The following is a 14,180-nucleotide window of genomic DNA, read 5'->3' on the forward strand; positions in this document are numbered from 1 at the left end:
TTGCCACAATGCTGACACGGGGACGCTGCACTTCGATCGGCTGAATTTGACCTCTGATCGTGGTTCGACGCAATGATTCTACGCTCGCAAGGCATGATGGTTTCCATCCTTCTTCTCGCCGTCGCGCTCACCGGCTGCACGACGACGAAGGGTGCCGCTTCGCGTGGCATTTTTTCGAGCAAACCCTCCGCCTCGGCCGCCTTCATCACCGCGCTCCAGGGCGGCATCGTTGGCCGCAGCGGCGTGAGCTTGAGCGATAGCGACAAACAGCGGGCGCTCGAGGCGGAGTATCGGGCGCTCGAAGGGGCGGCGGTCGGCCAACCGGTGGTCTGGAGCGGCAAGGAGGTCACAGGCAAGGTCGTGGCGGCCGCACCCTATCAGGTCGGCTCGCAGAACTGCCGGCAATATACCCATACGCTGACCGTCGACGGCAAGGAAACCGTGGCACGGGGTGCAGCCTGCCGCAACGACGACGGCAGCTGGTCGCCGCTCGGCTGAAGTCGTTCAGCTTAAATTGCGGCGAATAGCCTCAAATCTTCGTCATTCCGGCTTTGGCAGTTGGAATAGGCGTGTGCTTCACGTATTTGGGCCGATATGCTGTTCTGGATTCTCGTTGCCGTTCTGACGGCAGCCGTCGCCGTCATCCTGCTCTATCCCCTTCTGCGTGGTGCGAAGGCGGCGCAGAACAGCCGCGCCGGCGAGGCGGCAGTCTATCGCGACCAGTTGCGCGAACTCGACCGCGATCTTGCTGGCGGGCTTATCACGCCTGAGGAGGCTGATTACGCCAGGGCCGAAATCGGCCGGCGGCTGATCGCCGTCTCTGCCGCAGAGCCGGAGACGGTAGACAAACCCGCACGGCATCACCATCTCGTCGAAGTCTTCGTCCTCTTGATCCTGCCGGTGCTAGGACTCTGTCTTTATTTGACGACGGGCAGGCCGGATCTGCCGTCGCAGCCGCTGGAAGCGCGGCTGGAAAATCCAGGCGACGACGTGGCGGTGCTGATCGCCAAGGCGGAGCGGCATCTGGCTCAGAATCCCGACGACGGCAAGGGCTGGGACGTACTGGCGCCGATCTATTTCCGCACGATGCGGATTGCCGATGCCGAGGTCGCCTACCGCAATGCGATCCGGCTTCTGGGCCCGAGCCCGATCCGGCTCGACGGCCTTGCCGAGACGCTGATGGCGGTTTCGGACGGCGTCGTGACGGAGGAAGCGCGTCAGGCGCTGGAACAGTCGCTGACGCTGGAGCCCGATAATCCGCGTGCCCGCTTCTACATCGCGCTCAGCATGGAACAGGCGGGACGGGCCGACGAGGCCCGCCGGGCTTTCGAGGCGCTGGCGCAGCAATCGCCGGCCGATGCACCCTGGCTGCCGCTGGTCAATGAACATATCGCCAAGAACGGCGGCGCGGCTCAGCCGGTTGCGCCTGGCGGACCGACGTCGGAAGATGTGGCGGCGGCTGGAAACATGAGCGCCGGCGATCGCCAGCAGTTGATCCGCGGCATGGTCGAAAGCCTTGATACCAAACTCAGCGAGGATCCCAACAATTTCGAGGGATGGATCCGGCTCGTCCGCTCTTACGCCGTATTGAACGATAAGAATCGCGCAGCCGACGCCCTGAAGCGCGGGCTGGCCGCCTTTCCGCCGTCCGGCGAGCAGGGCCGGCAATTGCTGGCGCTTGCCAGGGAACTTGGCATTGCCACGGAGGGAATGACGCAATGACGCGCAAGCAGAAGCGCCTTGCGGTGATCGCTGGCGGGATGAGTTTCATCCTGGCGGCGGTGTTGTTGGTGATGTTCGCCTTCAGCCAATCGGTGGCCTATTTCTACATGCCGGCCGATCTTGCCAAGACGCCGGTGGCGCCGGAGACCCGCATCCGGCTCGGCGGCCTGGTCGGGGCGGGCAGCGTCGTACGCGGCGCCGGTTCGACGGTGGAGTTTTCCGTCACCGACGGCAGCGCCAATGCGGTGAAGGTCAGATATACCGGCATCCTGCCCGATCTGTTCCGCGAGGGCCAGGGCGTTGTCACCGAGGGCATGTTTGCCGCCAGCAGCAACGTCTTTGTCGCCGACACCGTGCTTGCCAAGCATGACGAGACCTATATGCCGAAGGAGGTGGCCGACAAGCTGAAACAGCAGGGGCTGTGGCAGGAAGGCCAGGGGCAGGGGCAGAGCCAAGATCCGGGGCAGGAGCAGGAGGCGAAAGCAACGCCATGATCATCGAGATCGGCCATTACGCTTTGGTGCTGGCGCTGGCGACGGCGCTGATCGTCTCGATCGTGCCGGTGATCGGCGCCCGCCGCCATGATCCGGCGATGATGGATGTGGCAAGCGTCGGCTCGCTTGTGATGTTTGCGCTCGTCGCCTTTGCCTTTGCCGTCCTGACCTATGCCCATGTCGTCTCCGACTTCTCAGTCGAGAACGTCTGGGAGAATTCGCATTCGCTGGTGCCGCTGATCTACAAATATTCGGGCGTCTGGGGCAATCACGAGGGATCGATGATGCTCTGGCTGCTGATCCTGGCGCTGTTCAGCGCCCTGGTCGCGATCTTCGGCGCCAATCTGCCGGAGACGCTGAAGGCCAATGTACTTGCCGTGCAAGCCTGGATCTCGCTCGCCTTCACCCTGTTCATTCTCTTGACCTCCAATCCCTTCCTGCGGCTCGATCCGGCCCCGGCCGAGGGCCGCGATCTCAATCCGGTGCTGCAGGATATTGGGCTCGCCATCCATCCGCCGCTGCTCTATCTCGGCTATGTCGGCTTTTCCGTCTGCTTCTCCTTTGCCGTGGCAGCCCTGATCGAAGGCCGCATCGACGCCGCTTGGGCGCGCTGGGTCAGGCCGTGGACGCTGGCGGCCTGGACCTGTCTGACGCTCGGCATCGCCATGGGCTCCTACTGGGCCTATTACGAGCTCGGCTGGGGCGGCTGGTGGTTCTGGGATCCGGTGGAGAACGCCTCCTTCATGCCTTGGCTTGCCGGAACCGCGCTGCTGCATTCGGCCCTCGTCATGGAAAAGCGCGAGGCGCTGAAGATCTGGACGGTGCTGCTTGCGATCCTGACCTTCTCGCTGTCGCTGATGGGCACCTTCCTGGTGCGCTCCGGCGTGCTGACTTCGGTGCATGCCTTCGCCAGCGATCCCACCCGCGGCGTCTTCATCCTCTCGATCCTCTTGATCTTCATCGGCGGGGCGCTGTCGCTGTTTGCCCTGCGGGCGCCGAAGCTTTCGGCCGGCGGGCTGTTTGCGCCGATCTCGCGTGAAGGGGCGCTCGTCCTCAACAATCTGATCCTGACGGTCGCCTGCGGCACGGTGCTGACCGGCACCCTCTATCCGCTGCTGTTGGAGACGCTGACCGGCGACAAGATCTCCGTGGGGCCGCCCTTCTTCAACCTGACCTTCGGGCTGCTGATGGCGCCGCTGCTCGTCATCGTGCCGTTCGGGCCGCTGCTGGCCTGGAAGCGCGGCGATCTGCTCGGCGCCCTGCAGCGGCTCTATGCCGTTGCAAGCCTGGCATTTCTTGCCGCGGTGGCCTTCTTCTATCTCCAACATGGCGGGCCGGTGTTGTCGGTGCTCGGGCTGACGGCCGGGCTGTTCCTGATCCTCGGCGCCATTGCCGATCTCTGGTATCGGGCCGGCATCGGCAAGGTGGCGGGCTCCATCGCCTGGCGCCGCCTGTTGGGCCTGCCGCGCTCAGCCTTAGGCACGGCGCTCGCCCATGCCGGGCTCGGCGTCAGCGTGCTCGGCATCGTCGCCGTCACCACCTTCCAGAGCGAACATGTCGTCGAGATGAAGCCGGGCGCCACGGTCGAAGCCGGTGGCTACAGCCTTGAGTTCGACGGCATGCGAGCGAGCAGGGGACCGAACTACACCGAGGAGCGCGGCCACTTCACCATCCGCCGCGCCGGTGTCACCATTGCCGATACCTGGTCGGCCAAGCGGCTCTATACCGCCCGGCAGATGCCGACGACGGAGGCGGGCATCCTGACCTTCGGCCTCAGCCAGCTCTATGTCTCGCTTGGCGACGCCACCAAGGACGGCGGCATCGTCGTGCGCATCTGGTGGAAGCCGTTCATCCTGTGTATCTGGGGCGGCGCCTTGATCATGGCCGCCGGCGGCTGCGTGTCGCTCTCCGACCGGCGCCTGCGTGTCGGCGCCCCGCGCCGAAAGGCGAAGGCCGCAGCTCCTGCGATGGAGCCGGCGGAATGATGCGTCTCTCCCGTCTCCTCGTCGCCGTGTTCGTGTTCTTCGCACCCGTTTCCGCCTTCGCCGTCAATCCCGACGAAGTGCTGGCGGATCCGGCGCTGGAGGCCCGCGCGCGGGCGCTATCGGCCGAACTGCGCTGCATGGTCTGCCAGAATCAGTCGATCGACGATTCCAATGCCGAGCTCGCCAAGGATCTCCGCTTGCTTGTGCGTGAGCGCATCAGCAACGGCGACAGCGATGAGGCGGTGCTCAACTATATCGTCTCGCGCTACGGCGAGTTCGTGCTTCTGAAGCCGAGGTTCAGCGTGAGGACGCTGTTGCTCTGGGGCGCCCCGGTGCTGCTGGTCCTTGCCGGCGGCGCGTCGCTGCTCGTCTTTGCGCGCAAGAGGGCAGGCCGGCCGACCGGAAGCAAGCTGACGCCGGAAGAGCAGGCGAAGCTCAGTGAGCTTCTGGAAAAGTAACCGTCTGCACGCGGCGACCGTGACTAAACATTCCAAACATTACGAACTTTTCATTGGCTGGACAGTTCGCAGTAAGGTGCGCCATCCTATATCTTAAGTCATCGACTGATCCGGCGCCGCCGGTCTGAAGATCTAAGAACAAGAGAAGGTGCTCCAATGCTCAAGAATTTCAACGGACGTCCGTCCCTCGCCACGGTGCTCAAGGCTTCTACCGTCGCCGGTATCGCAGCCGCTGTGCTCGCAACCGGCGTTCCGCTCGAAATCACCCGGTCTTACGCTGAAGCTGTCAAGGTTCAGGCGCCTGCCGTTCCGAGCTTCGCCAATGTCGTCGATGCCGTTTCACCCGCCGTCGTTTCCGTTCGCGTCGAAAACCGCGTCAACCCCGTCGCCGACAATGACGGCTTCTCCTTCGATTTCAACGGCCGCGGCTTCGACGATCTGCCTGACGATCACCCGCTGAAGCGGTTCTTCAAGCAATTCGGCCAGGATCCGAACGACCAGCAGGGCCACCAGCGGCGCTTCGGCCAGAACGGTCCGGGTGGCCCGAATGGTCCCGGTAAGGGCCGTCTGCGCCCGGTCGCTCAAGGCTCCGGCTTCTTCATCTCCGAAGACGGCTATATCGTTACCAACAACCACGTGGTTTCCGACGGCCAGGCCTTCGTCGCGGTCATGAATGACGGCACCGAACTCGATGCCAAGCTGATCGGCAAGGATCCGCGCACTGATCTCGCCGTCCTCAAGGTCGACGGCAAGGGTAAGAAGTTCACCTATGTCAACTGGGCCGACGACAACAATGTCCGCGTCGGCGACTGGGTTGTCGCCGTTGGCAATCCCTTCGGTCTCGGTGGCACGGTGACGGCCGGCATCGTTTCGGCCCGCGGCCGCGACATCGGCTCCGGTCCCTATGACGATTACCTGCAGGTGGATGCGGCCGTGAACCGCGGCAACTCCGGCGGTCCGACCTTCAACCTCAACGGCGAAGTCGTCGGCATCAACACGGCGATCTTCTCGCCTTCGGGCGGCAGCGTCGGTATTGCCTTCGCGATTCCCGCCTCGACCGCAAGGGATGTCGTCGCCGATCTGATGAAGGATGGCCAGGTTTCCCGCGGCTGGTTGGGCGTCCAGATCCAGCCGGTGACCAAGGATATCGCCGAGTCCATCGGCCTTTCCGAGCCGAGCGGCGCCCTCGTTGTCGCCCCGCAGCCCGGATCGCCGGGTGACAAGGCCGGCATGAAGGCCGGTGATGTCGTCACGGCACTCAATGGCGAAACGATCAAGGATGCCCGTGATCTCAGCCGCCGCATCGGCGCGATGCAGCCGGGCAGCAAGGCCGAGCTTTCGGTCTGGCGCGCCGGCAAAGCCCAGTCGCTCACCGTCGAACTCGGCACGCTGCCGGCCGATCAGAAGGATGCCAACGCCGACGACAACAACAATCAGCCGCAGCAGCCTGAGGCACCGGCTTCCGAGAAGGCGCTTGCCGATCTTGGCCTGACCGTCGGCCCCTCCGATGACGGCAAGGGCCTGACGATCACCGGCATCGATCCCGACTCTGACGCCGCCGACAAGGGCATCAAGGAAGGCGAAAAGATCACATCGGTCAACAATCAGGAGGTTTCCACTGCCGCCGATGTCGTCAAGGTGCTGAATCAGGCCAAGAAGGACGGCCGCACCCGCGCGCTGTTCCAGATCCAGTCCAGCGAAGGAAGCCGTTTCGTCGCGCTTCCGATCAACGGCCAGGGCTGATCCGCAAAGAAAATCGGAGCCGTGCGGATCAACGTCCGCGCGGCTCGTTTCTTCTGACCTTTCAAGGATGATCGCGATGAGCGCCGCCTCGCAGCAAGATGCTTTGAGCCTTGCCGAAACGCAGCCGGTGGGTAATGTCGGCCGCATGAAGATTCTCATCATCGAAGATGATCTCGAAGCCGCGGCCTACCTCACGAAAGCCTTTCGTGAGGCGGGCATCGTCGCCGATCACGCCAGCGACGGCGAGGCCGGCTTGTTCATGGGGTCGGAGAACACCTACGACGTTATCGTCATCGATCGCATGCTGCCGCGCCGGGACGGACTTTCGGTCATCAGCGAATTGCGCCGCAAGGGCATCCACACGCCGGTCCTCATCCTCTCCGCCCTTGGCCAGGTCGACGACCGCGTCACCGGCCTTCGTGCCGGCGGCGACGATTACCTGCCAAAGCCCTATGCCTTCAGTGAGCTGCTGGCGCGCGTCGAAGTGCTCGGCCGCCGCAAGGGCACGCCGGAACAGGACGTCGTCTATCGCGTCGGCGATCTTGAACTCGACCGGCTCTCCCACGAGGTGCGCCGCGGCGGCAAGGAAATCCCGCTGCAGCCGCGCGAGTTCCGCCTGCTCGAATATCTGATGAAGAATGCCGGCCAGGTGGTCACCCGAACGATGCTGCTCGAAAATGTCTGGGACTATCACTTCGACCCGCAGACCAACGTCATCGACGTCCATGTCTCGCGCCTGCGCTCGAAGATCGAGAAGGACTTCAGCCAGCCGCTCCTCAAGACCATTCGGGGTGCGGGGTATATGATCAAGGATGAGGGATGAGCCGCTTCAGGGTTCTCTTCAAGTCCACCGCAGTCCGCCTCTCGGCACTCTACATTCTACTATTCGCCATCTGCGCCGCGACGCTCGTCTTCTATGTGACGGCGATGTCGGAACGGCTGCTGACAGGCCAGATTCGCGATGCCGTCCGGCAGGAGGTGGAGCAGGTGCAGCGCGCCTATGACACCGGCGGCATGAACCTTCTGCTGCGCACGATGGAACGGCGTGCCCGTCAGCCCGGCGCCAATCTCTACATCATCGCCGGTCCTTCGGGGGATATTCTCGCCGGGAACGTCGCCTCGGTGCAGCCCGGTGTCTTCGAGGAGGTCGGCTGGACCTCGGCTCCTTTCGCCTATCAGCGTTATACAGACGGCGGTGGTATCGAGCGCCGCCATAAGGCGATCGCCAACATTTTCGTGCTCGACAACGGCTTGAGAATCCTGGTCGGCCGCGACCTGGGCGATCCCGAGCGCTTCCGCCTGCTGGTGCGCCAGGCGCTGATGGTGGCTTTGGCGATCATGGGGCTCGGCGCGATCATCATTTGGTTCGGCATTGGGCGCAACGCACTGAAACGCATTGACCGCATGTCGGATGCGAGCAAGAAGATCATGGCAGGCGATCTCTCGCAACGCCTGCCGGTCGGCGGCTCCGGCGACGAGTTCGACCGGCTGTCGATGTCGCTGAACACCATGCTGGAACGTATCGAGAAGTTGAATGAAGGCTTGCGGCAGGTCTCAGACAACATTGCCCATGATCTCAAGACACCGCTGACACGGCTACGCAACAAGGCCGCCGATGCGCTCGATATGACGGATGGCGATACGCGTCGCGTCGCCCTCGAAGGCATTATTAGCGAATCGGATCAGCTGATCCGCACCTTCAACGCCCTGCTGATGATCTCCCGCGTCGAGGCCGGGTCGGTCGCGGCGGAGATGTCGCCGGTGGAGCTTTCGGCAATCGTTTCCGACAGTGCCGAACTTTATGAACCCGCAGCGGAGGAGGCCGGTCTCGGCCTCAGCGCCAGTGTCGAGCCGGGCATCGAGGTGCAGGGCAATCGCGAGCTGATCGGCCAGGCGATCTTCAATCTGCTTGACAATGCGATTAAATATTCCTCCGATACGGAAGGTGCGGGCGAAGTGTCGCTCAAGCTCGCCCGCCACCCGGACGGCATCTGCCTGTCGGTGGCCGACCATGGGCCTGGCGTTCCGGCCGACCGGCGCGACGACGTGGTGAAGCGCTTCGTTCGCCTCGACGAGAGCCGTTCGAAGCCCGGCACAGGGCTCGGGCTTTCGCTGGTGGAAGCAGTGATGGAGCTGCATAACGGCCGACTGGAACTCTCCGACACCAATCCCGACAAGCCTGAACAGCGCGGGTTGACGGTCAGCATGATCTTCCCGGCAAAGGTCGCCTGAGGGTCTTGTCCGATTGCGATAGGCTGAATCGCGTATTGGCGGTTTTCCACCAGGACACTAAGTTACCTCCAAACCGAAGGCGGCGACCCCGATTCCAAATAATCGCCACGCCTTCTGCAGAGCCAGGGAGAGCGCATGCTGACGAAATCGACGCATGGCCTGAAGGATGTCGCTGAAGGGCTACTGCGTCCGCTGAGCCAGACGGAGCTGAAGCTGGCGCTGACCGATCTGCAGGAGGCGGGCAAAAGCGAGCCGTTAATTGCGGCAACGCTGAAGACGGACGAGCGGGTGCGCGACTTCATCGCCGCCGTGCTGTCGCTGTCGCCCTACTTGCGTGAAATCGTCAATCTCGACCCCGCCGTCCTTGCCGGCGCCATCAGCGAACCGCTGGAGCCGCAGATCGAAGCGCTGATCGCCGAGGCGCGAAGCTGCTGGCGGCGGGACGGTGAAGGGGCGGCGCCGGGGGAATCCGTGGTGATGAGCAGGCTGCGCATCATCAAGCGCAAGGCCGCTTTTCTCGTTGCGCTCGCCGATCTCTCGCGCATTTTCGACAGCCGGACGACAACGGCCTGGCTGAGCGCGCTTGCCGAGGCTTCGGTCGCGGCTGCGGTCGACCATCTGCTGCTTTCGGCGCATGAGGGGGGAAAGCTCAGGCTGCACGATCCGGCCAAACCAAGCGAGGGCTCGGGCCTGATCGTGCTCGGCATGGGAAAGCTCGGCGCGTCCGAACTCAACTATTCCTCCGATATCGATCTCGTCGTCTTCTTTGACGAACAGGCCGGCATCGTGCCCGACCCGGATGATGCGATCGAGATTTTTCCCAGGTTGATGCGCCGGCTGGTGCGCATCCTGCAGGAGCGCACGGCGGACGGCTACGTTTTCCGCACCGATCTCAGATTGCGTCCCGATCCCGGCTCGACGCCGCTGGCGATCCCGGTTGACGCGGCGATGATCTATTATGAGGGCAGGGGCCAGAACTGGGAGCGGGCGGCCTTCATCAAGGCGCGCGCCGTCGCCGGAGACCTTGCGGCCGGCGGCGAGTTCCTGCGCGGACTCGGCCCTTTCGTCTTCCGCAAATATCTCGATTACGCGGCGATCGCCGATATCCACTCGATCAAGCGGCAGATCCACGCGCATAAGGGCCACGGCGCGATCGCCGTCAAGGGTCATAATGTCAAGCTCGGCCGCGGCGGCATTCGCGAAATCGAATTCTTCGTCCAGACGCAGCAGCTGATTGCCGGCGGCCGCATGCCGGCGCTGCGCGCCCGGGCGACGGAGGAGACACTCCGTGAACTCACCAAGGCGAAATGGATCGATGCGGAAACGCGCGACGAACTGACGGAGGCCTACTGGTTCCTGCGTGACGTCGAGCATCGCATTCAGATGGTGCGCGACGAGCAGACTCACCTTCTGCCGGAGACCGACGCCGACCTGAAGCGCATCGCCTTCATGATGGGCTTTCCCGACACGCCGAGCTTTTCCGAAAGGCTGGTCAGTGTCCTGAAAACGGTCGAGCGTCGTTACGCCCGCCTATTCGAGCAGGAGAGCAAGCTTTCCAGCGAAACCGGAAACCTCGTCTTCACCGGCCAGGGCGACGACCCGGACACGCTGGAGACGCTGAAGAAGCTTGGTTTCACCAGACCATCCGACATTTCGCGCATCATCCGCACTTGGCACTACGGCCGCTATCGCGCGACGCAATCGGTGGAGGCGCGTGAAAGACTGACGGAGCTGGCACCGGAGCTGCTGCGCGTCTTCGGCGAAAGCAAGCGTGCCGACGAGGCGCTGCTGCGCTTCGACAGCTTCATCTCGGGCCTTCCCGCCGGCATCCAGCTCTTCTCGCTGCTCGGCAGCAATCCGGCGCTCCTGTCGCTAATCGTCAACATCATGTCCTCGGCGCCCCGCCTGGCCGAAGTGATTGCCGCCAAGCCGCATGTCTTCGACGGCATGCTCGATCCCGGCCTGATGGCCGAGCTGCCGACCCGCGAGCATCTCGGCGAACGCCTGAAGGGCTCTCTTGCCCAGGCGCGCCATTATGAGGAAGTGCTCGACCGGCTGCGCATCTTCGCCGCCGAACAGCGCTTCCTCATCGGCATCCGCCTGCTCACCGGCGCAATCAATGGCGCAATGGCCGCCCGCGCCTTTACCCATCTCGCCGATCTCATCATTGCGGCCGCACTCGATGCCGTGGTGAGCGAGATGCGGGCGGCGCATGGCGATTATCCGGGTGGCCGCATCGCCATATCAGGCATGGGCAAGCTCGGCAGCTTTGAGCTGACCGCAGGTTCCGACATCGATCTGATCCTGCTCTATGATTATGACGAAGCGGCTTCCGAATCCGACGGGCCAAAGCCGCTCGACTCGACGCGCTATTTCACCCGCATCACCCAGCGACTGATCGCCGCCCTGTCGGCGCCGACCGCCGAGGGCGTACTTTACGAGGTCGATATGCGGCTGCGTCCCTCCGGCAACAAGGGCCCGGTCGCCACCCGCATCAATGCCTTCCGCAAATACCAGCGCGAAGAGGCCTGGACGTGGGAGCATATGGCGCTCAGCCGCGCCCGGTTGATCTCAGGCGATGACAGCCTGATCTCCGAGGCGGAACATATTATTCGCGAGGTGCTGACTTCAGATCGCGACATCGCCAAGGTGGCGCATGACGTTGCCGAGATGCGCGAACTGATCGACAAGGAAAAGCCGCCATCCGGCCCCTGGGACTTGAAGCACATTCCCGGCGGCGTCATCGATCTCGAATTCATCGCCCAGTATCTGGCGTTGATCGCACCAACCAAGGGCATCGACATTGTCGTGAATGGCAAGAGCACCGGCGAGGCCCTTAAGTTGCTTGGTGACCGACTGATGGCGACTGCCGACCTCGACACGTGCCTCGAAGCCTTCACGCTCTACACCAGTCTTTCACAGCTGATCCGGCTCTGCATCGAGAGCGAGTTCGACCCGAACGACGCGCCCGCCGGCCTAATCGAGCTCGTCTGCCGTGCCGGCGACTGCCCTGACATCAGGACGCTGGAAGGCGAGGTGAAGCGGCTTTCGAAGGCAGTGAGAAAGATATTCTTGAATACCGTGAAAGCCTAAACATCATCCGGAATGCGCAGCGAGATCACCGTGCCCACAGCTTCGCGGGAGCGGATCTTCATGCGGCCGCCATGCAGCGAAGTCAGCGAGCGGGAAATGGCGAGGCCGAGGCCGGAGCCGCCCTTGCTCTTGGCGTATTGGCTCTGCACCTGTTCGAACGGCTGGCCGATTTTCGACAGCGCCGAGCGCGGGATGCCGATGCCGGTATCGGCGATGGTGACGAAGACGGCGCCGTCGACGCGGCGTGTGCGCAATGCGATGCGGCCGCCATCGTCGGTGAACTTCACCGCATTGGAGAGCAAGTTGAGAAGCACCTGTTTCATCGCTCGGCGGTCTGCCGTCAGCGTCAGGCCCGACGAGATGCGCTGCTCGATGACGATGTTCTTTTCGGCCGCCGGAATGGCGGTAAAACGCAGGCTTTCCTCGATCAGCGGCACGAGGTCGATGCGCTCGCGGTGCAGCTTCAGATGGCCGGCCTCGATCTTCGACATGTCGAGAATGTCATTGATGACGTTCAGCAGATGTTTGCCGCTGTCATGGATATCGCGGGCATATTCGTCATATTTCAGCGAGCCGAGCGGCCCGAACATCTGGTTCTGTAGGATCTCGGAGAAGCCGAGGATGGCGTTGAGCGGGGTGCGCAGCTCATGCGACATGTTGGCGAGGAATTCCGACTTCGCCTTGTTGGCGGCTTCGGCCCGTTCCTTCTCCGCCTGATAGTTGGCGTTGGCGGTCGAAAGCTCGGCCTTCTGGAGCTCCAGCGTCTGACGCGAGGCGGAGAGATCGCCGATCGTTGCCATCAGCCGGCGTTCGGATTCGCGCAGCCGCTCCTGATGACGTTTCATTAGCGTAATATCGGTGCCGACGGAGACCCTGCCACCGTCGCGCGTGCGCCGTTCATTGATCTGCAGCCAGCGCTCGTCGGCAAGCTGCACCTCCGTCGTGCGCCCCGAGCCGTCGGCATCGGCGACCCGCCGCTCGATGACGGGGCGGGCGGCGGCGGCATTGACGATCGAGCGCTCGGTGCCGGGCACCAGCACGCTGTCCGGCAGGCCGTAGGCTTCCTGGAAATGCGTGTTGCACATGACGAGCCGATCGTTCTTGTCCCAGAGCACGAAGGCTTCGGAGGTGCATTCGATGGCGTCGGCGAGCCGCTGGTCGGCTTCGGCATAGCGCTGGGCGAGCCGGTGCTGTTCGGTCACGTCCATGGCGATGCCGATCAGGTGCATGCGGCCGGAATTGCTGCGGATCACCTGGGCGCGGGCGCGCAGCCAGACATAGTGGCCACCGGCATGGCGCATGCGGAAGATCTGGTCGACCTGACCGGAATGGCCGTTGGCGATGGCGCGGGCGATCTCATAGAGGCCGCCGTCATCCGGATGCATCAGCCGCGCGGCCTCGCCGAAGCCCAGCGTCTTGTCCGAACCCGGCAGGCCGAGCATGTCGTACATCGAACGCGACCAGAAGAATTCGCGGTTCTCGAAATCGAAATCCCAGAGGCCGCAACGGCCGCGCGACAGCGCCGTCTCGACGCGCAGGTTCGATTCCAGGAAGATATCGTCGGCGTCGCGGGCGCGCTTCACCTGGGTGTAATAGGCATAGAGGATGACGAGCAGGATCGAGGATATGCCGGCAAACAGCGTGACGTTGAGCGCCAGTTCCTCGCGCCAGACTTGGCTGATCTCCTCGAGCGAGGTGGCGGCGACGATATAGCCGCCGGCATTGCCCATCAAAGTGATCTCGGCATAGTGCGGCACGCCGCCGATCGTGGTTTCGATGACACCGGCTCGATCGCCGAAACGTCGGATTGCCGAAACCTCGGGGAAGAAGTCACCGACATTGCTGCCGACATGCGAGAGCCCGGCAGTCGTCGCGGCGAAAACCTTGCCGCTGGCCTGCACCAGCAGCACGAAAGCGCCGCTGTCCAGCCGATCCTGCGGCAGGTACTTGGCGAGGCGGGTCTGCGCTTGGCCGATATCGCCGCTGTCGAAAATCTGGGACGCATCGGCAAACACCGCCGAGGCAGTCGCCGCCGAGAGCGCGGTGGCATGACGGGCGGAAGCCTCCAGGCGGGCATATTCATTCATCATGCCGAAGAAATGCGAGGCGGCGACGACGGAGAGGAAGGCAATGATGAGCGCCGGAATGGTGCGCTTCAAGATGAGCTCGGCCTTCGGCAGATGACGAAGGAGCGGTTCCGATGTCGCATGACCGGAAAGGCTGTTTCGCCAGGCTTTCAGCCCGTCAAAATCGACACGCAGCCGTCCTCCGGCCACGGTTGCCCGCCGCACGTCCATCATCTCTTCGCCTTGTCCCTCGTGTGATTCGCGCGCCGCTCGCTCGAACCTGACCTAGAGAATCACGGGGGATTCGCCTTGTCCAGAGGTAAAGGTAAAAATCCGTTAACTATTTAAATTTCTGAAATTTTTGAGCGATTCGAATCAACAGGCCGG

The 14,180-nt window shown here is 63.3% G+C and carries 10 protein-coding genes; 9 read left to right on the forward strand and 1 reads right to left on the reverse strand.

Going from position 1 to position 14,180, the window contains the following annotated elements; translation table 11 throughout:
• Positions 1-72 precede the first annotated feature (72 nt).
• The 9 genes from NXC14_RS06730 (at position 73) to NXC14_RS06770 (ending at position 11,727) form a co-directional block, all read left to right on the forward strand.
• Complete coding sequence (locus NXC14_RS06730; RefSeq protein ID WP_085777500.1) at positions 73-498, forward strand: hypothetical protein; 426 nt, start codon at positions 73-75, stop codon at positions 496-498.
• 96 nt (positions 499-594) lie between these two features.
• Positions 595-1,722, forward strand: a complete 1,128-nt coding sequence (gene ccmI, locus NXC14_RS06735; protein WP_085777501.1) for a c-type cytochrome biogenesis protein CcmI — start codon at positions 595-597, stop codon at positions 1,720-1,722.
• The gene (gene ccmE / locus NXC14_RS06740) at positions 1,719-2,216 is read left to right on the forward strand and encodes a cytochrome c maturation protein CcmE (protein ID WP_085777502.1); all 498 of its coding nucleotides are present in this window, start codon (positions 1,719-1,721) and stop codon (positions 2,214-2,216) included. Before ccmI ends, ccmE begins: the two co-directional genes overlap by 4 nt.
• A complete protein-coding gene (locus NXC14_RS06745; RefSeq protein WP_085777503.1) occupies positions 2,213-4,201 on the forward strand; it encodes a heme lyase CcmF/NrfE family subunit in 1,989 nt (662 codons plus the stop codon). The genes ccmE and NXC14_RS06745 overlap by 4 nt, the downstream gene beginning before the upstream one ends.
• Positions 4,198-4,659, forward strand: coding sequence for a cytochrome c-type biogenesis protein (locus NXC14_RS06750; protein ID WP_085777504.1), 462 nt, complete (start codon positions 4,198-4,200; stop codon positions 4,657-4,659). Before NXC14_RS06745 ends, NXC14_RS06750 begins: the two co-directional genes overlap by 4 nt.
• Positions 4,660-4,815: 156 nt before the next feature.
• The gene (locus tag NXC14_RS06755) at positions 4,816-6,402 is read left to right on the forward strand and encodes a Do family serine endopeptidase (RefSeq protein ID WP_085777505.1); all 1,587 of its coding nucleotides are present in this window, start codon (positions 4,816-4,818) and stop codon (positions 6,400-6,402) included.
• Between the two features lie 76 nt (positions 6,403-6,478).
• Positions 6,479-7,225, forward strand: coding sequence for a response regulator transcription factor (locus NXC14_RS06760; protein WP_085780020.1), 747 nt, complete (start codon positions 6,479-6,481; stop codon positions 7,223-7,225).
• Complete coding sequence (locus NXC14_RS06765) at positions 7,222-8,634, forward strand: HAMP domain-containing sensor histidine kinase (RefSeq protein ID WP_085777506.1); 1,413 nt, start codon at positions 7,222-7,224, stop codon at positions 8,632-8,634. Before NXC14_RS06760 ends, NXC14_RS06765 begins: the two co-directional genes overlap by 4 nt.
• A 135-nt stretch (positions 8,635-8,769) precedes the next feature.
• Positions 8,770-11,727: a bifunctional [glutamine synthetase] adenylyltransferase/[glutamine synthetase]-adenylyl-L-tyrosine phosphorylase gene (locus NXC14_RS06770; RefSeq protein ID WP_085777507.1), complete on the forward strand. Its 2,958-nt coding sequence runs from the start codon at positions 8,770-8,772 to the stop codon at positions 11,725-11,727.
• On the opposite strand, the gene NXC14_RS06775 is transcribed toward NXC14_RS06770, so the two are convergent.
• Positions 11,724-14,027 (reverse strand): ATP-binding protein, encoded by a 2,304-nt coding sequence (locus NXC14_RS06775; protein WP_085777508.1) that lies wholly within the window; start codon positions 14,025-14,027, stop codon positions 11,724-11,726. The two genes, NXC14_RS06770 and NXC14_RS06775, sit on opposite strands and share 4 nt — an antisense overlap.
• Between the last annotated feature and the right edge of the window lie 153 nt (positions 14,028-14,180).

Origin of the sequence: Rhizobium sp. NXC14 (genome assembly GCF_002117485.1) — a bacterium.
GTDB lineage: Bacteria > Pseudomonadota > Alphaproteobacteria > Rhizobiales > Rhizobiaceae > Rhizobium.